Source organism: Rouxiella sp. S1S-2 (assembly GCF_009208105.1).
Classification (GTDB): Bacteria; Pseudomonadota; Gammaproteobacteria; order Enterobacterales; family Enterobacteriaceae; genus Rouxiella.
Genome location: NZ_WFKL01000001.1, coordinates 182,471 through 203,330, shown reverse-complemented (window position 1 = coordinate 203,330; position 20,860 = coordinate 182,471). Strand labels below are relative to the sequence as shown.

General features: G+C 50.7%; 20 protein-coding genes. 12 read left to right on the top strand and 8 right to left on the bottom strand.

The features are described 5' to 3' along the window. Nucleotides 1–8: 8 nt before the first annotated feature. The 3 genes from GA565_RS00945 (at nt 9) to hemN (ending at nt 3,042) form a co-directional block, all read left to right on the top strand. Nucleotides 9–467, top strand: coding sequence for a hypothetical protein (locus GA565_RS00945; RefSeq protein WP_152197011.1), 459 nt, complete (start codon nt 9–11; stop codon nt 465–467). Between the two features lie 287 nt (nt 468–754). Then, a complete protein-coding gene (locus GA565_RS00940) occupies nt 755–1,444 on the top strand; it encodes a response regulator transcription factor (RefSeq protein ID WP_152197010.1) in 690 nt (229 codons plus the stop codon). A gap of 224 nt (nt 1,445–1,668) precedes the next feature. Next, nucleotides 1,669–3,042: an oxygen-independent coproporphyrinogen III oxidase gene (gene hemN / locus GA565_RS00935; protein ID WP_152197009.1), complete on the top strand. Its 1,374-nt coding sequence runs from the start codon at nt 1,669–1,671 to the stop codon at nt 3,040–3,042. A gap of 73 nt (nt 3,043–3,115) precedes the next feature. Here the strand turns inward: hemN and GA565_RS00930 are convergent, their stop codons facing one another. From GA565_RS00930 to GA565_RS00920, 3 genes are read right to left on the bottom strand one after another with little or no spacing between them, the layout of a single operon-like run. Next, nucleotides 3,116–4,249 carry an L-dopachrome tautomerase-related protein gene (locus GA565_RS00930; RefSeq protein ID WP_152197008.1) on the bottom strand — a complete coding sequence of 378 codons (1,134 nt, stop codon included), beginning with the start codon at nt 4,247–4,249 and terminating at the stop codon, nt 3,116–3,118. A gap of 18 nt (nt 4,250–4,267) precedes the next feature. After that, nucleotides 4,268–4,960, bottom strand: a complete 693-nt coding sequence (locus GA565_RS00925) for an RraA family protein (protein WP_152197007.1) — start codon at nt 4,958–4,960, stop codon at nt 4,268–4,270. A 3-nt stretch (nt 4,961–4,963) separates the two neighbouring features. Continuing rightward, a complete protein-coding gene (locus tag GA565_RS00920) occupies nt 4,964–5,944 on the bottom strand; it encodes a hydroxyacid dehydrogenase (protein WP_152197006.1) in 981 nt (326 codons plus the stop codon). Nucleotides 5,945–6,038: 94 nt separating this feature from the next. On the opposite strand from GA565_RS00920, the gene GA565_RS00915 reads away from it, so the two are divergent. The 4 genes from GA565_RS00915 to GA565_RS00900 all read left to right on the top strand — a co-directional run bounded on the left by GA565_RS00915 (nt 6,039) and on the right by GA565_RS00900 (nt 8,844). Further along, nucleotides 6,039–6,929, top strand: coding sequence for a LysR family transcriptional regulator (locus GA565_RS00915; RefSeq protein WP_152197005.1), 891 nt, complete (start codon nt 6,039–6,041; stop codon nt 6,927–6,929). Nucleotides 6,930–7,268: 339 nt separating this feature from the next. Further along, nucleotides 7,269–7,697, top strand: coding sequence for a DoxX family protein (locus tag GA565_RS00910; protein ID WP_152197004.1), 429 nt, complete (start codon nt 7,269–7,271; stop codon nt 7,695–7,697). Nucleotides 7,698–7,773: 76 nt separating this feature from the next. Beyond that, nucleotides 7,774–8,250, top strand: a complete 477-nt coding sequence (locus tag GA565_RS00905; protein ID WP_152197003.1) for a heme-binding protein — start codon at nt 7,774–7,776, stop codon at nt 8,248–8,250. 123 nt (nt 8,251–8,373) lie between these two features. Further along, nucleotides 8,374–8,844 carry a heme-binding protein gene (locus GA565_RS00900; protein ID WP_152197002.1) on the top strand — a complete coding sequence of 157 codons (471 nt, stop codon included), beginning with the start codon at nt 8,374–8,376 and terminating at the stop codon, nt 8,842–8,844. 99 nt (nt 8,845–8,943) lie between these two features. On the opposite strand, the gene GA565_RS00895 is transcribed toward GA565_RS00900, so the two are convergent. From GA565_RS00895 to glnA, 5 genes are all read right to left on the bottom strand, one after another. Next, nucleotides 8,944–9,630 carry a TerC family protein gene (locus GA565_RS00895; RefSeq protein WP_152197001.1) on the bottom strand — a complete coding sequence of 229 codons (687 nt, stop codon included), beginning with the start codon at nt 9,628–9,630 and terminating at the stop codon, nt 8,944–8,946. An 8-nt stretch (nt 9,631–9,638) separates the two neighbouring features. Further along, nucleotides 9,639–10,928 (bottom strand): CitMHS family transporter, encoded by a 1,290-nt coding sequence (locus tag GA565_RS00890; protein WP_152197000.1) that lies wholly within the window; start codon nt 10,926–10,928, stop codon nt 9,639–9,641. Between the two features lie 458 nt (nt 10,929–11,386). Continuing rightward, nucleotides 11,387–12,799 carry a nitrogen regulation protein NR(I) gene (gene glnG / locus GA565_RS00885; protein ID WP_045049689.1) on the bottom strand — a complete coding sequence of 471 codons (1,413 nt, stop codon included), beginning with the start codon at nt 12,797–12,799 and terminating at the stop codon, nt 11,387–11,389. Between the two features lie 7 nt (nt 12,800–12,806). Then, nucleotides 12,807–13,856, bottom strand: coding sequence for a nitrogen regulation protein NR(II) (glnL, locus tag GA565_RS00880; protein WP_055773503.1), 1,050 nt, complete (start codon nt 13,854–13,856; stop codon nt 12,807–12,809). A gap of 237 nt (nt 13,857–14,093) precedes the next feature. After that, nucleotides 14,094–15,503, bottom strand: a complete 1,410-nt coding sequence (glnA, locus tag GA565_RS00875; protein WP_055773507.1) for a glutamate--ammonia ligase — start codon at nt 15,501–15,503, stop codon at nt 14,094–14,096. A gap of 434 nt (nt 15,504–15,937) precedes the next feature. Here glnA and typA point away from each other — a divergent pair, with 434 nt between their 5' ends. The 5 genes from typA (at nt 15,938) to fabY (ending at nt 20,850) form a co-directional block, all read left to right on the top strand. Next, nucleotides 15,938–17,761: a ribosome-dependent GTPase TypA gene (typA, locus tag GA565_RS00870; protein ID WP_055773509.1), complete on the top strand. Its 1,824-nt coding sequence runs from the start codon at nt 15,938–15,940 to the stop codon at nt 17,759–17,761. A gap of 195 nt (nt 17,762–17,956) precedes the next feature. Continuing rightward, nucleotides 17,957–18,559 carry a glucose-1-phosphatase gene (yihX, locus tag GA565_RS00865; RefSeq protein WP_152196999.1) on the top strand — a complete coding sequence of 201 codons (603 nt, stop codon included), beginning with the start codon at nt 17,957–17,959 and terminating at the stop codon, nt 18,557–18,559. Between the two features lie 18 nt (nt 18,560–18,577). Continuing rightward, the gene (locus tag GA565_RS00860) at nt 18,578–19,438 is read left to right on the top strand and encodes a virulence factor BrkB family protein (protein WP_152196998.1); all 861 of its coding nucleotides are present in this window, start codon (nt 18,578–18,580) and stop codon (nt 19,436–19,438) included. Between the two features lie 7 nt (nt 19,439–19,445). Then, a complete protein-coding gene (gene dtd, locus GA565_RS00855) occupies nt 19,446–19,883 on the top strand; it encodes a D-aminoacyl-tRNA deacylase (RefSeq protein WP_152196997.1) in 438 nt (145 codons plus the stop codon). 34 nt (nt 19,884–19,917) lie between these two features. After that, complete coding sequence (gene fabY, locus GA565_RS00850) at nt 19,918–20,850, top strand: fatty acid biosynthesis protein FabY (protein WP_152196996.1); 933 nt, start codon at nt 19,918–19,920, stop codon at nt 20,848–20,850. Nucleotides 20,851–20,860: the final 10 nt, after the last annotated feature.

The following is a 20,860-nucleotide window of genomic DNA, read 5'->3' as shown; positions in this document are numbered from 1 at the left end:
TAAGCATTATGGCCTTTATGCTGCTTAAAAGTCAGGACCTGATTGCCAGTCGATTCCGACAACGTCAGGAGACACAGTTGTTGTTTAATGGTAATCAAATTCGAGAGGCCATTAACCACTATCGCGGCTCGGATAATATCAATGCTGAAGACGATGTTTCCAAAAGAGGAGGCTGTTTCCCGAAGGATTTTGCGCAGTTGCTGACGGATAATCGCGGCCTAAAGCCTGTGTATCATCTACGAAAAATATATCTCGATCCGTTCATGCCCAAAAAGGGGTGGATCAAAGTATTCGACAGTGAAGGCCGCTGGATTGGCGTTCATTCATCAGACCAGAGGCGACCCATGAAAAAAGAGGGATTCTCTGAACAAGACAAAGAGTTTAGCAAGGCAAAGACTTATCAGGAATGGATATTTAAAGTAGATGAAGATCCAGCAGCGCCTTTACCTGACCAATGTAAAAAATAATACCCCTCTACCTATAAACAAGACTTATCTTATAGGGTGATTAGCGAAACATTCTTGTATAATGAAGCGAGGAATCTGTCAGCTTCTATTATATTTTTTATAATTTCCATTTATTTTAATAAGTGATTTTAGTTGAATTTTATTAAATAATCAAATGACCCGCCGCTCATTATTCCGATATCGTAGCGCTTTGTGAAAACCAACGTAATATATAGATTTTATTTTATATAACATAGAGGGATTGTTTTTTAAAAATTGGTTTATGCTAAAACACTAATGGGGTGATTATGTGTATTAATATTGTTATAGCAGATGAGTTAAAGTTAGTTCGTAAAGGCGTTGTTTCTCTTATTAATAATATGCATTATGGCGAGCAACTGAGTAGCGACCCCACCAGTGGGTATAATATTATTGCCGATACCTCAACGCCCAATGAGTTGGTCAATATTCTTTCAAGTAATAACGTTGACTTGCTTATTTTGGGTTACTCACTGAGTACCAAAGAAAATACTAATCCAATTTCATCACTGGACGGCTATGCGTTAATCAAGTGGCTGACCAAGAAGTACCCCAATCTCAAGATTATTGTGATTTCACCCTATAAACACCCTAGTCTGATGCGCACCATTCTTGAAATGGGGGCCACGGGCTATATCAGTATGGACATTTGTGAGAAAACACTGGAGCGGGTCATTATCTCGGTATTGAATAATGAAGTTTATATTGAAAAGGGTATGATGAAATCACTGTTCCAGGGTAAGGATAGCAGCGGCAGAGAGGTCTCACTCAAAGAAATGGAAGTTCTGCGCTTGCTGTGTAAGGGCCTGAATTTAACCAGCATCGCCAACCGAATGAATCTCAGTATCAAAACGGTCAGCGCCCACAAGCTTAGAGCGATGAGTAAACTAGAGGTTAATTCGGACTGCCAGCTTTATTGCCTTTTGACCGAAACTCGACTATTTAACGTTTCTTTCTAGGTTTCATTGATGAATATCATTGTATTGGCGATAGCCCTATTCTTGGTATGTTTTATCGTTTGTTTAGTATGTAGACTAAAACGCCTGTCGAGACAAAAGTCCCGGCTTCATAAAGTCAGTGCTTTAAGGCCGCCCAGGCATTCTCTTCCAGTACGACGGCCGTCAAAGCGTGGTAAACGCCACTGAATAACTCAACATAACTTTAACAACAGCAGGGAGTCGGCATGCCAGCACAGGTCATTGAGTGGGATATGGCGCTGATTAAGAAATATAACTATTCTGGACCTCGTTATACTTCTTATCCCACTGCGTTGGAGTTCAGTCCTGAGTATCGTAACGATACGTTTGAACAGGCCACCTCGCGTTTTCCTGAGCGTCATCTCTCTCTTTATGTACACATCCCTTTTTGCCACCGGCTTTGCTATTTCTGTGGCTGCAATAAGCTGGTAACCCGTCAGCAGCACAAGGCCGAAGAGTATTTAGACGTGCTGGAAAAAGAGATTGTTCAGCGCGCATCGCTGTTTAAAAACCGCAAAGTGAGTCAGCTGCACTGGGGAGGGGGAACGCCGACCTATCTGAACAAATCGCAAATCACGCGTCTGGTTGGCCTGTTGCGACAACACTTCGATTTTTTACCCGGCGCCGAAATGTCGCTGGAACTTGATCCCAGAGAAATCGAGCTGGATGTACTGGATCATTTACGCCATGAGGGTTTTACCCGTTTAAGCATGGGCGTTCAGGATTTTAATAAAGAGGTCCAGCGGCGGGTTAATAGGGTGCAAGATGAGGATTTCATCTTTGCGCTGATGGCACGTGCCAAGGCTCTGGGTTTCAGTTCCACCAATATCGATTTGATCTACGGGTTGCCCAAGCAAACGCCAGAAAGTTTCGCGCTTACGCTACAGCGCGTTGCTTTGTTAAATCCCGACAGGCTGAGCGTGTTCAATTACGCCCACATGCCGACGCTGTTTGCCGCTCAACGTAAAATTAAAGACCACGACTTGCCGAGTGCGGAAGACAAACTGAAAATCTTGCAGCAGAGTATTACTTCGCTGACCGAGGCGGGCTATCAGTTTATTGGCATGGACCACTTTGCCCGCCCACAGGACGAGCTGGCCGTCGCACAAAGGAAAGGCGAGCTGCACCGCAATTTTCAGGGCTACACTACCCAAGGCGACAGCGATTTGCTGGGGCTTGGCGTGTCGGCCATTAGTATGATCGGTGATACCTACGCGCAAAATGAAAAAGATCTGAAAACCTATTATGCGCAGGTCGAGCAGCGTGGGCATGCGCTTTGGCGCGGTCTGGCAATGACCCGTGACGACTGCCTGCGCCGCGACGTGATAAAAGCCTTGATATGCCACTTTGAGCTGAATTTCTCCACCGTTGAACATCAATACGGGATCGTTTTCCAGGACTATTTTGCCGAAGATTTGCGACTGCTGGAACCGCTAATAGAAGACGGATTAGCCGTAATGGAAGCTGACCGGATTGTGGTGACTGCACGGGGCCGACTGCTTATTCGCAATATCTGCATGTGTTTTGATATTTACCTCCGCCAGCAGCTTCGCCAGCGTCAGTTTTCCCGCGTTATCTGATTTTTTCCTGATTTGTTTCTAATTTATTGAATGTGCCCGCGCACAAAAGCGCAGGCACGACTTTATTTATAGTTTATGAATGGTCTCGCGGTGACGGCTTGATAGGCAGTGGCAGTTTGTAAATTTTGACCGGGTACTCGACCGTTGACGCTTTTCCGCCGGTCGTCGCCGGTGTGCGATTTATCTGCCCCGAGGGCATCCATAGCGCGCCATGACTTACCCACATGGCATCAATCCACACCAAACGCGGGTCGGAAACAACCGTCGAGACTTTACCCTCAGGGGTGATACGTTTGATGGCGCGAGTGTTGATATCAGAGGCATAAATGTTGCCTTCACTGTCGATAGCGGTACCGCCGGTGCTCCAGGTATCGACAAACTTGTGAGCATGTTTGTTTACTTCATCAACGGGCAGTGAGGCATCATCAAGATAGCGCGTTTCGATACGCGCCATTGGCCCGGGGATCGCCTGATAATACAGCCATTTGCCATCTGGAGAGACTTCCAGCTGATCTAGCCCTACTCGCTTTTCCTGGCCGTTTGGCAGAATAAGTTTCTTACCGTCGGCATAGATTGGCGCGTGGTCAATAGACAGCGGTTGGTCGTCGAGTACGCGGTGCGCTGTGCCGGTTTGCAGATTCAATACCACCAGGCCAACGGCACCCGGATCGGTCATGTAGGCGAAATGTCCGTTGAAACGCACGTCATCAATATAGCTGGCCGGTTTAAGCACTGGCGGTTTGATAAGGTAGGTTTTAATGACTTTGTTGCTGGCGAGGTCAATTTTTACCAGCTTGGCGCCACCGTTCACCGACTTCGCGCCGGTCCCAATCCCGGTATTACCGGCGTCTACCGCCCAAAGATAGCCATCAGGCCCAATACGCAGCGCGTTGACGTGCAGGAAATGGTGTTCGGGGTCAGACGATTTCCACTGGTTCCATTCAGCATCCGGATAAGGCGTTATTTTGCCATTCTCGCCCACTTCACCCAGTTCCAGTCCCGGTCCTTCAGATTGCGTAAAAGAGGCGAAGACTCGGCCCTCTTTGGTGACCGTTACGCCATTCCAGACGTGCGGCGAGGTGGCTGCTTGCTGTAAACGTGCGTCTTGCTGCGTCGGCAGCGTCGGCGGAATTTTATCTTCTGCCTGCAGTCCGCCTGCCAGTAACAGGCCAATCGTCAAACTTAGCGTTTTTATCACGTGTTTCATGCCAACTCCTTTTGGAAATTAAACGGGGCAGCCTTTTGCGCGCAACAGACTGTTGAAACGCTCAGGGTCAGTGGTGCCGGAGGCATTGTTGACGCGAATTTGCTCTTCACGCTGGGCGTGTTTTTGCACCTTCGGCAGCAGGTCCTGCAACTCGTCGTAAGGGATGGCAATGACGCCGTCTACGTCGGCCACGATCAGGTCGCCGGGATTAACCAGCAGACCGGCGCAGGAAATAGGCACGTTGACCTGGCCCGGACCCTCTTTGCTGGGGCCGCGCAGCGTGTTACCGCGTGCGTATACCGCGATGCCACCTTCCGCCCATTCGTTCAGGTCACGGATTGCACCATCAATCACGAAGCCGGCAATCTTTTTGGTCAAGGCCGAGGTGCGCATCAGTCCGCCGATGAGCGCCTGCGTGAGGTCACCGGCGCCGTCAACCACAATCACATCGCCCGGCTGCGCCATCTCGATGGCTTTATGAATCATCAGGTTGTCACCAGGACGGACCTTTACCGTGAGGGCTGGACCGCACAGCACGACACGGTTGTCGGCGTGGTACGGATGTAGCCCGATAGCGCCGACGCTACGGCCCATTGAGTCGCCGATGTTCGGAACGGGCAGGCGGCGGAAGGCCTCAATGGTGGCAGAGTCAGGCACCAGGTCGCGTTGACCGATAAAGTAGCCGGCTGGCCATTCACTGCGAGAAGTCATTCTTTACTCTCCTTTATTCAGAGCTTCAGGATTTACACAGGCGCGAACATTGATCCGCCGCTGTTGCAAGAAATCCAGACATTGCTGCGCGGCAGAACGCGCCACAGCATCCAGTGCTTCGGGGGTTGTGCCGCCGATGTGCGGCGTCATAACGATATTGCTGAACGGGCGGAAAGGGTGGTCAAGCGGCAGTGGTTCAACGGCCACCGTGTCCAAACCGGCAGCGGCCAGCTTGCCGTCGGTGAGCGCCTGTGCCAGCGCGGGCTCGTCGATCAGTTCACCGCGCGAGGTATTGATAACGATGGCGCGGTCGGGCAACTGTGCCAGCGTATCGGCATTGAGCATCAGGCGGGTCGCCTTATTAACCGGGCAGTGCAGACTCAGCACGTTGCTGTTTTGCAGCAGCTCTTGCAAAGAGGAGTACTGCACCGCGTCGGTGGTGTCACTGCCCGGTGGGATTGCGGGGTCAAAGAAGGCGGTGCGCATGCCGATGGCCTTGGCGACGTGGGCGACGCGGCGGCCAATTTCGCCATAGCCTACCAGGCCCAACGTTTTGCCGAATAGCTCAATCCCTTGGCTGCTGCGGGTCCAACGGCCTTCAGCAATTTCCTGCTGAAAGAATGGCAGCTGTCGTGCGGCACTCAACATCAGGCCGATAGCCAGTTCGGCAACGGACTGCGCATTGGTTGCAGGCGTCGTCAGGACGGGAATAGCGCGGGCGGTAGCGGCCGCGACGTCAATGTTGGTCACGCCTACGCCGTGTTTGCAGATAATTTTCAACGAAGGGCAGGCATTAATCGCTGCGGCAGAAAGTGTGACGGTGCGAGAGATAACGGCGTCATAAGCACGGGTTGACATCAAATGCTCAACTTCACCGCCGTCGTCGGCGTTTTGCAGGTAATCAACCTCGCAGCCCGCATCCGCCAATACCTTGCGGCCAGCGGCGCCGAGGGCCTGTGCGGTCATTAAAAACTTATAGGTCATACGTTGCTCCAGTGCTATTTTTATTAATATTGGCACTGTTAAACGATAAATAATAACGCCTGAATTTTATTTATTGATTCCTATGAGGAATGGAATGGAACTGAAATACCTGCGCTATTTCCTGGCTATTCAGGACACAGGGCATCTTGGACGCGCCGCGATAACCCTTGGTATCACTCAACCCGCACTTACAAAATGCATTCAAAGGCTGGAGAAAATCTACGCCACTCGACTGATTTTAAAGGTCGGCCGAGGGATCCGTTTGACTGAAGCTGGCTTGCTACTTTGTGAGCGAGCTCAAAAAATTGTGCAGGACATGGAAGTGACCCATCGCGACATGAGCGCGTTGGCTGAAGGGACTGCGGGATACATTCGCCTCGGCGCGGCGGCCACGGCGGCGGAGTTCATGCTGCCACAGCTGGCTAAACGCCTGCTGGCAGAGGCGCCCAGCGTACGTTTGGACGTTAAAGTTGGCATGAACGACCTGCTGCAAAACACGCTGCGGGAAAAGCAGCTGGACATTATTCTGGGCTTTCTACCCGAGACCAGCAGCGAGTTTATCTCTCGACCCTTGCTAGACGATCCGGTCGTGCTGGTGGCCAGTAAAGATCATCCTCTGGCCGGCATTCATCCAACTTCCGAGCAGTTGGACCAGTACAATTGGCTGCTGCCATCCAGGAAAGTGGCGACCCGTCAATGGCTTGAACACCGCCTTCGTGCGGGAGGATATCCGCCGCCGCGAATTCAGATCGAGGCAAATTCGATAGCCACGCTTCACTCAGTGATTGTCGAAACCAACTTGCTGAGTTTTATTTCTCGTCGCGCATTGGAAGAGATCCAACATGCCATTCCGCTGGTCGAAATCCCGATGCCTTTGCTGGTTATGCCACGTACCTTTGGTCTACAGTTTCATTCCTGGAGTGAGCTATCGCCGGTGGCGCGCCAATTTGTGAAGATTGCCGAAAAAATATGGGACTATCAATAGTTACAGCCTGCAATCAACCCCAGCAAATGAAGGGTCTTTAAGTTAATAAGCTGCAGTGAAATATTCACTGTCGTTTATTGGCTTAAGAATATCTGATTATTCCAAGTTTGAATTAATCCCGCGTGGTGATATATAACTAATGATATCAGTAACCATAACTCGCTGAGTCTTTTTTTAAATCTCGGTGCATGTTAAAAATAACCGCAATTATTAACTCACGGTGATACATGTTTTTCCCATGCTACTATATTTTGTCGTGTTTATTATTGCGGTGAATGAATTCCTTCAATGAAAAACCCGGGGCTCTTTCTTTAAACATTAACTCTAGCGAAATTAAATATGAATAAGTTAACGGCTTTTTCCTGTGTGATCGCGCGCATTCTCGCCGTAGGATTATTTTTCACTTCAGGCACGGAAAAGATATTCCAATACTCGGAAAACGTGTCGACTATGGCACAGAACGGCGTGCCCGCTCTCTTTCTACCGTTAGTTATTTTGCTTGAAGTGGGTGGCAGCATTGCCATTGCCTGCGGATTTCTGACCCGTTTTACCTCCGTTTTTATGGCCGCCTTTTCCATTATTGCCGGCTTTCTTTTTTATCAGGGCTTTACCCTGCCACACCTTATTGTGTGGTTGAAAAATGCCTCCTGTGCTGCAGGGTTTATCCTGCTGGTTATCAACGGTCCGGGCCACTGGAGTGTTGATTACTGGATAAGCACCCGATTTAGGTTCAATAAAACCAACCGTATAGGCAACAGCGCGGGGTAGAAATCTAAACAGAATCTGTAAAGGCGGGTTACGTTTCTCGGACCTGCATCATGCATTAAATAAAGAGAGAGTTACGATGAAGAAATTCAGCTATGCGTTATTGGTATCCGGGCTGTTAGTCAGTTTTGCTACTCAGGCGTCGGACGATGGAATTACCCGCGTTCCCGTATTAACCCGCGATATGGCAAACGTATTATTGAAAAAAGCGGAAGATACCATTAAGTCGCACCACATTGGCGGTGCCGTGGCTGTTGTTGACGCCGCTGGCCAACTTATTACTTTTGACCGCCTTGACGGGGCTACTCCCGCTAATATTGCACTGGCACCGGAAAAAGCTAAAACATCCGCTTATTTTGACCAGCCGACGGAAACTTATCAGCAAAAGGTTTCTCAGGGTAATTTAAATATATTAGGTAATCCGCGTATTTTACCTTTCGCCGGTGGAATTCCTATCAAATTAGCCGGTCAAACGGTCGGTGCGATTGGCGTGAGTACGCCAGACGGCAATGTTGATAACGAAGCAGCCAAAGCAGCATTGGCGGCACTTCAATAAAAATAATAAAAAGTTTTATAGCTGTGTCGTTCACATTTTGTGAACGACCATTATTTAAGGGCAATGTTACTTAACTATAACCTTATTCTCTATGACTCATTACCACTTTTAAAGGGACCTTACATGAAGAAATTACTCCTGCTGGCTGCACTGTGTTCTATAAGTAGCCTGAATGCTTTCTCGGCAAATGCCACCACAACGCAGGCCATTTTAACCAGCAGCGACGCTGATAAACTCATCGCCGTAGCGGTTGATAAAGCAGGCAGGTTAAATGCCAACGTCTGTATCGCGGTGCTGGATCAATCAGGGCAACTGCTGGCGTTCAAACGTATGGATACCGCGCCGGTAGGCTGCATTGACTCGTCAATTCTCAAGGCACGTGCGGCGGCGCTTTACCGCACGCCGACCGATAAATACATGGGACGCGCCAATGGAACAGAGCCTGCGATTGCTACCCTGCCGGGCATGGTGCCTTTGGGCGGCGGAAATCCCGTTGTTTATAACGACAGCGTGATTGGCTCAGTGGGTGTGAGTGGTTCTGCCAATCCGGATGAAATCACGATCGCTCAGACCGCAGCCGATAGCTTAAAGTGATTAACAATCATCAATAAGTTGTGTCTACCGCCAATTAAAAACCCCAGAGGATTAAGTCCCTGGGGTTTTAACGTTAAAGAACATCTATCGATAAAAGCGTCAGTGGCCGTTTTTCACGGCCAGTTTGCTTTTACCTACGCCAATTGCCAGAACAACCAGTGCGCCAACAACACCGGCAATGGTTGGCAAATGATTAATGGCGGCAAAATTCAAATGCGCAATCGCGGGATCGGTGACAAACATACTGCCAGCAATCCAGCCAATCAGGGCACCCCCCAGCATGATAATAAACGGAAAACGGTTGATCATTGCCAGCACCAGCTTACTGCCGGCAATGATGATAGGGATGCTTATTACCACCCCAAGCGCCACCAGCACATAGTTGCCCTTGCCCGCTGCCGCCACGGCCAGCACGTTGTCCAGTGACATCACCACGTCGGCCACCACGATGGTCATCGCCGTTTTCCACAGGCTGGTGCCGCTTTTTATATCGCTCTCTTCGTCTTCGTTAGCGACCAGCTTGATACCAATCCACAGCAGTAAAACGCCGCCCACTAGCTTCAGATAAGGCAAGTCCAGCAGCTTGACCGCCACTATCAATAAGACCACGCGCGCAATAATCGCACCGGCGGTTCCAATCACGATCGCCTTGTTGCGCTGGTGCGGTGGTAATTTCCGGCATGCCATAGCAATAACCACCGCGTTATCACCGCCCAACAGCAGGTCGATTACGATGATTTGTAGCAGGATGGCGATGAAGTCCCATTGATCAAATAACCAAGTCATAAAACACTCTATGCAGCGTAAAAAGGAAAAATCCCGGTAAGCAGCGAAACAACAATCAAAATCAGGCTGCTTAGCAGAGACCATTTAAAGGTGAAGTACTGATTCTCTGAATAATCCAGCTTCAGCATACTGACCACCAAATAGGTTGACGCAACCAGCGGGCTCAGAATATGTACCGGTTGCCCCATTAATGCGGCGCGCGCCATCTCAATACCGCTGATGCCGTGATGTTTGGCAGTATCTGCCAGCACAGGCAAAACGCCAAAATAGAACACATCGTTTGAGACCAGCCAAGTCATCGGAATGCTCAGCAGCGCCGTCACTACCGCCATGTAAGGGCCTAACGCGTCCGGAATAATGTTCAGCAGGGCACTGCCTACCGCGTTCACCATGCCGGTTCCGGTAAATACGCCGGTAAAGACTCCGGCCGCGAAGATTAGGCTGGAAACGGCGAGGATCGGTGGCGCGTGTTGCTCCAACTGATCTTTCTGTGCCGACAGGTCCGGAAAATTAACGATAAGCGCCAGACAGGCGGCAATCATGAACAGATAGCTTAGCGGCAACACCTCAATACATAAACCAATTATCAACAAAATGGTTAAAGTCCAATTAAAGTAGAAAGTTTTTGGTCCACGGCAGCGGTGTTGCTCCTCAATCGCATTTTCAAAATGAATGTTTAGGTCGGGTCCTAAACGCGCGCGCTCTTGGCGACCAAAAAGGTAGGCCAGCACAAAAGTCCACGCCGCGCTGGCTAACAGCGCCGGGATCATCGGCACAAACATCGCGCCAATATCGACGTGCATAGAAGTGGCGGCCCGCGCCGTAGGGCCGCCCCACGGCACCATATTGCCCAGCCCTGAAACCTGCAGCAGAAGACAGCACACCATTGGCAGCGAGAGGCCAAGACGTTTGTAAATCGGTAGAAAAGCTGAAAGCACGATGATGTAGATGGTGGCCCCATCGCCGTCCAGCGCAACGAGGAACGCCAGCAGCACGGTGCCGAGGAAAATTTTAACCGGGTCACCTTTTACCGCTTTGATAACTCGCTTAACCAGTGGGTCGAACATGCCGGCTTCAGTCATCACCATGAAATAGAGCATGGCAAAGATAATCATCACCCCGTTAGGCGCAACGGTCCTGATGCCGTCCATCATGTATTTGCCGATGTGGGCATAAAACCCGCCGATCAGGGCAAACACGGTGGGAATTATGATTAGGGCTGTTAGCGCCGACAGCCGCTTGGTCATCAGGCAAAAGATAAAGAAAATGAGCATCAATACACTCAGGGTCACCAGCATCGCTTCATTCCTCTGTAGGGGGAAGATAAAAAGTATTTTGTTCGAACAGCTGTTAGCTGTTTGTTTCTTTTGGGTTATTTTTATGAATTATGTCAGTAACAGAGGGTTAAAAATGGCATCTGGTTTTATGAATAGATTCCTCGCGGGAATGATAAGTACTTCAAAATATGTTGATAAATTAAACTATAAATGTACCAAGGGGTTCGAAATTATCTACCGGCCTTGATAATAGGGACTTTTAATAAAATTCGCATCCGCAGTTTCAGCAATTTTGAGGCGAAATAGTGGGAGTGTTGCTGAACTGAGAGGGGGAAAAAGCGTTGTGACTTTGTGAGCAAGAACAAACAATTCAACTATGAGCAAGGCGGTGTTAGTGCCTTAAAGGCAAAAAAAAGCCCTGGCGTTAACGGCCAGGACTGTTTCATACGACTCCGGATCACACTTTTATCGTGCCCGGCTTATTCCATACCTAACTCTTTTAGCTTGCGCGTGAGGGTGTTACGACCCCAGCCCAGTAGCCGAGCGGCTTCCTGTTTGTGGCCCTGGGTGTGGCGCAGTGCGGTCGTCAGCAGTGTGCGCTCCATTTCAGGCTGTGCTTCAGAAAGCAGGTTTTGATGACCGGAACGCAGCGCGCGGTCTGCCCACTGTGCCAGCAGCGTTGCCCAGCTGTCTGGCAGGCTTTGCCCACCGGTCTCCGGGGCACTGCTTTCAAACAGCTCGGGAGGCAGGTCCTGAATCAGCACTTCCTGTCCCGCCGCCATCACCGTCAGCCAGCGACAGGTGTTTTCGAGCTGGCGCACGTTGCCCTGCCAAGGTAGGCGAGTCAGCGCAGTTTCCGTTTCCGGATGCAGATTTTTGGCCTCAACGCCCAGCTCTTTGGCGGCAACCTGCAGGAAGTAGCGCGCCAGACGTGGGATGTCTTCACGACGCTCGCGCAGCGGCGGCAGATGCACGCGGATCACATTCAGGCGGTGGAATAAATCCTCGCGAAATTTGCCTTCCTGAACGCGCAGCTCCAGGTTCTGGTGCGTAGCGGCAATAATACGGACGTCCACTTTTACCGGTGCATAGCCCCCCACCCGATAGAACTGGCCGTCGGCCAATACGCGCAGCAAACGGGTCTGTACGTCCATCGGCATATCACCGATTTCATCCAGGAAAAGGGTGCCATTATCGGCCTGCTCAAAACGTCCCTGGCGAATCTGATTGGCGCCGGTAAAAGCGCCTTTCTCATGACCAAAGAGTTCGGACTCAATCAAGTCCTTGGGAATTGCCGCCATGTTCAGCGCGATAAAAGGCGCCTTGGCTCGCGGGCTGTGGCGATGCAGTGCGTGCGCCACCAACTCTTTACCGGTTCCCGATTCGCCATTGATCAGCACGCTTATCGAGGAGCGAGAGAGACGGCCAATGATGCGAAAGACGTCCTGCATGGCCGGTGCTTCACCGATGATATCGGCCGTCGGCCCGCTGGCCGGTTGACTGCGTGCCGGCTGCTGTTGCTCCTGATAGTGGCTGATCGCGCGTTCAACCAAGGCAACGGCTTCATCGATATCAAAAGGCTTCGGCAAGTAGTCAAATGCACCCTGTTGATAGGCACTGACCGCCGCGTCCAAGTCCGAATGCGCGGTCATTATGATGACCGGAAGCATCGGGTGACGTTGTTTTATTTGTTTTAACAGCGCCAGCCCATCCATACCGGGCATGCGAATATCTGATAACAAAACGTCAGGGGTTTGAGTCGCAATGGCTTCCAATACTTCATTGCCGCTGTCGAACGTGGTGCAGTTTAAACCCGCCCCAGTGAGCGCGCGTTCAAGTACCCAGCGGATGGAGCTATCGTCATCGACGATCCAGACTATCCCTCGTTGCATAAGAACCTCACTGGCGAATGGGCAGGAACACCGAGAATTCGGTATGTCCTGGCCAACTGTTAAATTCAACTTTACCCGAATGCTGATCAATCAAACTGCGCGCGATGGACAGGCCCAGACCTGTACCTCCCTCGCGGCCACTGACCATAGGGTAAAAAAGTGTATCCTGCAGATGCGCAGGAACGCCGGGACCGTCATCTTCAATATCAATGCGGGCCACCAGGCGATAGCGCACACCGTGCAGAGTAATTTGGAAAGCGGTACGCGTTCTTAACGTAATAGTGCCGCCTTCTTCTCCCAATGCCTGCAAGGCATTCCGGGTAATATTAAGCAGAATCTGCTCTATTTGATCCGGGTCGTGAGCCAGTTCCGGCAGGCTTGGATCGTAATCACGGACCAGCTGGACGTTATCAGGCTTTTCCATTGAGACCAGTTGGCAAACGCGCTCCGCAACCTGATGGATGCTTTGCGTAATATGCTGGCTCGGACGCTGAGGGCCCAACAAACGGTCAACCAGATTTCGCAATCGGTCGGCCTGCTCGATAATGACTTTGGTATATTCCAGCAGGGAGGGATCGGGCAGCGCTTTCGACAGCAGCTGCGCCGCACCCCGTAATCCACCCAGCGGGTTTTTAATTTCGTGTGCCAGCCCGCGAATAAGATCCCTTGCGGCTACCTGCTGCGCGTGCTGAAGCTGTTCCTGACTCAGGCGGCGCTGGTTATCCATCGGCGCTAGCTCAATCAGAATAAAACCTTCCGGCAAAGCCTGTGCGGTCAGCGACATAATGTGCGCCCGACCATCTACCACCAGGGTGACTTCGCTGTCGGTAAACCCTTGCCCAGCCTCAATACTTTCACGCATAAGCTCAATGTTGAGCGAAAAGTAGCCCACCAGATCGGGTAACGGTGTCCCGAAAAGCTTACGTGAACTCTGCGCTAATAATTGCTGAGCCGCCGGATTGGCGTAATGCACGGCCAAGTCGTCGTCCAACAGCAGAACGCTGTTGATAAGAGAATTAAGGATCTGCCCAGCATCGGGCAGCTTGCCAGTTGCCATACAGCAGTCTCCCGCACCTGATTGGTGCATTTAAACCGCTACCCGCCAAACAGTCGGGTCAGTGGTGTCACACAGGAAAGTCGCGTGGAGAAAAAAGCCCATCCGGAGATGGGCTAACGTTTCCACGGCAACAAAAATATCGAGATATTTTTTGCTCTGCACCACTGCTAAGCACAGCGGTGCAGTATGTAAAGCTCGGGGAGCGAACCCATCCGCTCCCCTGCGCTACGGCATTTATTAGACGCTGTAGTACAGTTCGAACTCTACTGGGTGTGGCGTCATGCGAATGCGGTCGTTTTCTTCAGTACGCAGTGCGATGTAAGCATCGATCGCGTCGTCAGAGAACACGCCACCGCGGGTCAGGAACTCACGGTCTGCATCCAGGCAGTTCAACGCTTCTTCCAGGGAGCCAGCAACCTGTGGGATCTCTGCCGCTTCTTCTGGTGGCAGGTGGTACAGGTCTTTGTCCATTGCATCGCCAGGATGGATTTTGTTGATGATGCCATCAAGGCCAGCCATCAGCAGTGCAGCAAACGCCAGGTATGGGTTAGCCGCTGGATCAGGGAAGCGCGCTTCGATACGCATCGCTTTAGGGCTAGAAACGTGTGGAATACGGATAGAAGCAGAACGGTTACGCGCTGAGTAAGCCAGCATAACTGGGGCTTCGTAGCCTGGGACCAGACGCTTGTATGAGTTGGTCGTTGGGTTAGCGTACGCATTGATTGCTTTAGCGTGCTTGATGATACCCCCGATGTAGTACAGCGCAGTTTCAGACAGGCCGCCGTATTTGTCGCCAGAGAACAGGTTGTTACCGTCTTTGGACAGAGACATGTGGCAGTGCATGCCTGAACCGTTATCGCCAAACATTGGTTTTGGCATAAAGGTCGCAGTTTTGCCAAATGCGTGAGCCACGTTGTGCACCACGTATTTGTAGATTTGGATTTCGTCAGCTTTTTTGGTCAGGGTGTTGAAGCGGGTTGCCACTTCGTTCTGGCCAGCGGTCGCCACTTCATGGTGGTGAGCTTCAACAACCAGGCCCATTTCTTCCATGGTCAAACACATGGTAGAACGCAGGTCCTGAGCGGAGTCGACCGGAGGAACCGGGAAGTAACCGCCTTTAACCGCTGGACGGTGGCCTTTGTTGCCGCCTTCGTATTTGGTGCTGGAGTTCCATGCGCCTTCGATATCATCGATAGCAACGTGTGAACCCGAGATGCTGCTGCCGAAGCGAACGTCATCAAACAGGAAGAATTCTGGCTCTGGTCCGAACAGAACGGTGTCCGCGATGCCTGAAGATTTCAAGAAGTCTTCAGCACGTTTTGCCGTTGAACGTGGGTCACGGTCATAACCTTGCAGCGTGTTTGGTTCCACGATATCACAACGGATAATCAAGGTTGACTCTTCAAAGAACGGGTCAAGAACCGCAGTGCTTGGGTCTGGCATCAGAACCATGTCTGAGTCGTTGATTGTTTTCCAGCCGCCGATGGATGAACCATCGAACATTTTACCATCTTCGAAGAAGTCAGGGCTTACCTGGTGAGATGGGATGGTAACGTGCTGTTCTTTACCCTTGGTGTCGGTGAAGCGAAGGTCGATGAATTTAACTTCATTTTCCTTGATAATCGCAAAAACGTGTTCAGCGGACATACTAGTTCTCCCGAATTTCTCATTATGTCATCGTCGTGGAACGAAACGAATAATCAAACATTGTTGAAAATGGCGTGTGGCCTAAACAGCTTTTTTACTTCCTCTGATAAGACTCTTTTCACCCTGAATAGTTGATTGCGAAATCTGTGCCAACTTTGTGAAAAAGGAGCAAAGGCCATTTGACGCGGCCTTTACCGTTATTGAGTATGCACCATAACGGAAATTATGCACCATTTTGGGTCAATGTTGCCGGGGTGGTGAACCAAAATGGTGCACCAAATTGGGTCAAGGTGAGATTTGCACCGTGAAAGGGATCGTAAAATGACCAGACAGAACTTGTTTCGAAGAGAATCTTGTGAACTTGTTTAGAACCTAGCCTAATACGTGTACAATAGCGCGCTATTTCTATATTTCTAAATGCCTGAGGCAAAGCTGTGATCGAAAATTTGCGTAACATCGCCATTATTGCCCACGTTGACCATGGTAAAACTACCTTGGTTGATAAGCTGCTACAACAATCCGGTACCTTCGGAGAACGTGTAGAAGCCACCGAACGCGTAATGGACTCCAACGATTTGGAGAAAGAGCGTGGGATTACCATCCTCGCAAAAAACACCGCCATTAATTGGAAAGACTACCGCATCAACATCGTGGATACCCCAGGACACGCCGACTTCGGCGGTGAGGTAGAGCGTGTGATGTCAATGGTTGACTCGGTGCTGCTGGTTGTGGATGCAATGGATGGCCCTATGCCGCAAACCCGTTTCGTGACCAAAAAAGCATTTGCTAATGGTCTGAAGCCGATCGTGGTAATCAACAAGGTTGACCGTCCTGGCGCGCGTCCTGACTGGGTTGTAGATCAGGTATTTGACCTGTTCGTAAACCTTGATGCGACCGACGAGCAGCTTGATTTCCCAATCATCTATGCATCAGCACTGCTGGGTATCGCGGGTACCGACCATAACGACATGGCCGAAGACATGACCCCGCTGTACCAGGCAATTGTTGACCACGTCTCTGCTCCACAGGTTGACAGCAATGGCCCACTGCAGATGCAAATCTCCCAGCTGGACTATAACAACTATGTTGGCGTTATCGGCATTGGCCGTATCAAACGCGGCGTAGCTAAAGTTAACCAGCAGGTTACGATTATCGATAGCGAAGGCAAAACTCGCAACGGTAAAGTCGGTAAAGTTCTGACCCACATGGGCCTGGAGCGTATCGAAGCTGCTACCGCTGAAGCGGGCGATATCATTGCTATTACCGGTCTGGGCGAGTTGAACATCTCTGACACCATCTGTGATCCACAGAATGTTGAAGCGCTGCCAGCACTGAGCGTTGATGAACCAACCGTTACCATGTACTTCAACGTAAACACCTCTCCGTTCTGTGGTAAAGAAGGTAAGTATGTGACTTCACGTCAGATTCTTGACCGTCTGAACAAAGAGCTGGTGCACAACGTGGCACTGCGTGTTGAAGAAACCGAAGACTCCGACGCATTCCGCGTTTCAGGCCGTGGTGAACTTCACCTGTCGGTTCTGATCGAAAACATGCGTCGTGAAGGTTTCGAACTGGCCGTTTCTCGTCCTAAAGTTATCAACCGTAAAATCGATGGCCGCATGCAAGAGCCGTTCGAAAACGTGACTTTGGATATCGAAGAACAAAACCAGGGTTCAGTCATGCAAGCCATGGGTGAGCGTAAAGGCGACGTTAAGGACATGATCCCTGACGGCAAAGGTCGTATTCGTCTCGATTACCTGATCCCGGCTCGTGGCCTGATCGGTTTCCGTACCGAATTCATGACCATGACTTCTGGTACTGGTCTGCTTTACTCCACTTTCAGCCACTACGACGACGTTCGTCCAGGCGAAATCGGCCAGCGTCAGAACGGCGTGCTTATCTCTAACGGCCAGGGTAAAGCGGTTGCGTTTGCTCTGTTCGGTCTGCAAGATCGCGGCAAGTTGTTCCTGGGTCACGGTGCAGAAGTGTATGAAGGCCAGGTTATCGGTATTCACTCACGTTCTAACGACCTGACGGTTAACTGCTTGACCGGTAAGAAATTGACCAACATGCGTGCTTCAGGTACTGATGAAGCAACCACGTTGGTTCCTGCTATCAAAATGTCTCTGGAACAAGCGATCGAGTTCCTGGATGATGACGAATTGGTAGAAGTAACGCCTCTGTCTGTGCGTATCCGTAAACGTCACCTGACCGAGAACGACCGTAAACGTGCTAGCCGTGGTCCTAAAGAAGGTTAATCTTCTTCCCGGTTAAACGTTTTTCGTTAAGAGGACACCTTCGGGTGTCCTTTTTTTTAGCTATTTTTTCATTAAACAAGCATCAAGCTTGTATCCGTGTCACTGTTCAGACCTATGATTTACCGCTAACCTACTCTTTACCCGTAAAGTGAGTTACCCATAAAGTAAGCCTTATTTTGAAATCAGGAGCGTGCAATGCTGTATATATTTGATATGGGCAACGTGTTAATTGATATCGATTTCAAACGTGTGCTGGGCGTATGGAGCAATCTCAGTGGAACCCCGCTGGCGCATCTCATAGAAAGATTCAAGATGGGTGACGTGTTCGAGCAGCACGAGCGCGGCGAAATAAGCGATCAGCAGTTTGCCGAACAGCTCTGTCATGAGATGGGGATTGCGCTGAGTTTCGAACAGTTCAGTGCCGGTTGGCAGTCTATTTTTATTGGTATACGTCCCGACGCTATTGCCGTGATGAAAACGCTGCGTGAGCAGGGCCATCGCGTGGTAGTGCTGTCCAATACCAACCGTCTTCACCTGGAGCACTGGCCAACACACTACCCTGAAATCGAACAAAATGCCGATGCGATATATTTGTCTCAGGAGTTGGGGATGAGAAAGCCTGACCCGGCTATTTTCCAGCACGTGTTGGATAAAGAAGGGTTTAGCCCACAAGAAGCCGTGTTCTTTGACGATGTTGCCGAAAACGTCAATGCCGCCAGCGCACTGGGTATTCAGGCTATTCTTGTCGTCGACAACCAGACGTTGCCGCGTCATTTCTCTGGAAACCAAATCACCTAAGCATGCAAGGACGAAACAATGCCAAGGCTCCATCCCAGACTCAAGTCTGCAGCTCGTTTTAGCCACATGCTGTTTAAGCGCGCCGACAATGATGGATTAACCTTGTTGGCAGGGCATCTGGCCTATGTCTCACTGCTTTCACTGGTGCCACTGATTGCCGTGGTGTTTTCACTTTTTGCACTGTTTCCGGTGTTTTCAGATATTAGCACCCAGCTGAAAGATTTTATCTTTGCCAATTTTTTGCCCGCCACTGGCAATATCATTCAGCGCTATCTTGAACAGTTTGTCTCTAACTCGAGCAGGATGACGGCAGTGGGAACCTGCGGCCTGATTGTGACCTCGCTACTGCTAATTGCGTCGGTCGACAGCGTACTGAATAAAATTTGGAACACTCACTCCAGGCGGCCCATTGTTTACTCTTTTGCCATGTACTGGATGGTGTTGACGCTGGGACCTATTCTGCTGGTCGCCAGCGTGGCTATCAGTTCTTATCTTTTATCGTTGAACTGGCTGAGCCTAAGCGGTGTCCACTCTATAGTCGACAGATTACTGCGCGCCTTGCCGCTGCTCATTTCCTGGATTTCCTTCTGGCTGCTGTACTCGATTGTGCCTAAAGCCAGCGTCCCGACTCGTGATGCGCTGATTGGCGCGCTGGTTGCCGGTGCACTGTTTGAGCTGGGTAAGAAAGTCTTTGCGCTTTATGTGCAGCTATTTCCCTCGTATCAGCTGATTTATGGCGTATTGGCGGTGATCCCGATTCTATTTTTATGGGTCTATATCAGCTGGTGTATCGTCTTGTTGGGGGCCGAAATCACCGTTACACTCGGTGAGTTTCGTGCACAAGAGCCCGATGAAGAACCCGTGTTGCAGGAGAAATAGAGTCGTTATGATTGCGTTAATTCAACGAGTTTTACAGGCCAGCGTCACCGTGGATGGCGAAGTTTGTGGTGAAATTGGCTCAGGTTTGCTGGTCTTGCTGGGCGTCGAGCAGGGCGATGACGAGCAAAAAGCCAAGAAGCTCTGTGAGAAAGTGGCCGGTTACCGCGTGTTTAGTGACAGCGAAGGCAAAATGAATTTGAACGTGACCCAGGCGGGCGGTAGCCTGCTGGTGGTATCGCAGTTTACGCTGGTTGCCGATACCCAGAAGGGCACACGCCCCGGCTTTTCACGTGGAGCAGCACCGGCAGACGCCGACCGGCTGTATCAATATTTCAATGGTCAGTGCCGTGAGAAAGGCATTCATACCGAAACCGGACGTTTCGCCGCGGATATGAAAGTGGCTTTGGTCAACGATGGTCCCGTGACCTTCTGGTTACAGGTCTGAAGCAACGGCGCATCGCCTGAGAGAGAAAGTATCTATGTATCACCTTAGAGTTCCCGTTACCGAATCAGAACTGGCTGCCTATTATAAATTTCGTTGGGAAATGCTGCGTAAACCTCTTCATCAGCCCGAAGGGTCCGAGCGTGATGCTTATGATGCCATGGCGCACCATCAAATGGTGGTGGATGAGCAGGGTGAAACTGTCGCTGTAGGGCGCTTATATATTAATGCCGACAATGAGGCCTCCATTCGCTTTCTTGCGGTTAATCCTAACGTGCAGGCTAAAGGGCTGGGGACGCTGGTTGCGATGACGCTGGAGTCCGTTGCGCGTCAGGAAGGGGTCAAGCGCGTAGTGTGTAGCGCCCGTGAAGACGCCGTTGAATTTTTTGCAAAGTTGGGATTCATCAACCAGGGTGAGATCACCACGCCGCAGACGACGCCAGTGCGCCACTTTTTAATGATTAAACCGATCGCCACGCTGGACGATATTTTGCATCGCCCAGACTGGTGCGGTCAATTGCAGCAGGCTTGGTACGACCATATTCCACTGAGTGAAAAAATGGGCGTAAGGATTAGCCAGTATACCGGCCAGCGTTTTGTCACCACCATGCCTGAAAACGGCAATCAAAATCCACACCACACCCTTTTTGCCGGCAGTCTATTTTCACTGGCGACGCTGACGGGCTGGGGACTTATCTGGCTGCTGCTGCGTGAAAGACATCTTGGCGGCACCATCGTGCTGGCCGATGCACACATCCGCTACAGTTCACCGGTAACCGGAAGGCCTCGGGCGATAGCCGATCTCAGTTCGATAAGCGGTGATCTCGACAGACTGGCAAAAGGGCGTAAGGCTCGAGTACAGCTAGACGTACAGTTGATGGGTGAAGAGGGAGAGGGCGCGGTGTTTGAGGGGACCTACCTGGTGTTGCCGGCCTCAGCCGATGCGCCTTTAGAACCGTCAATCAATTAACAAAAAGCCC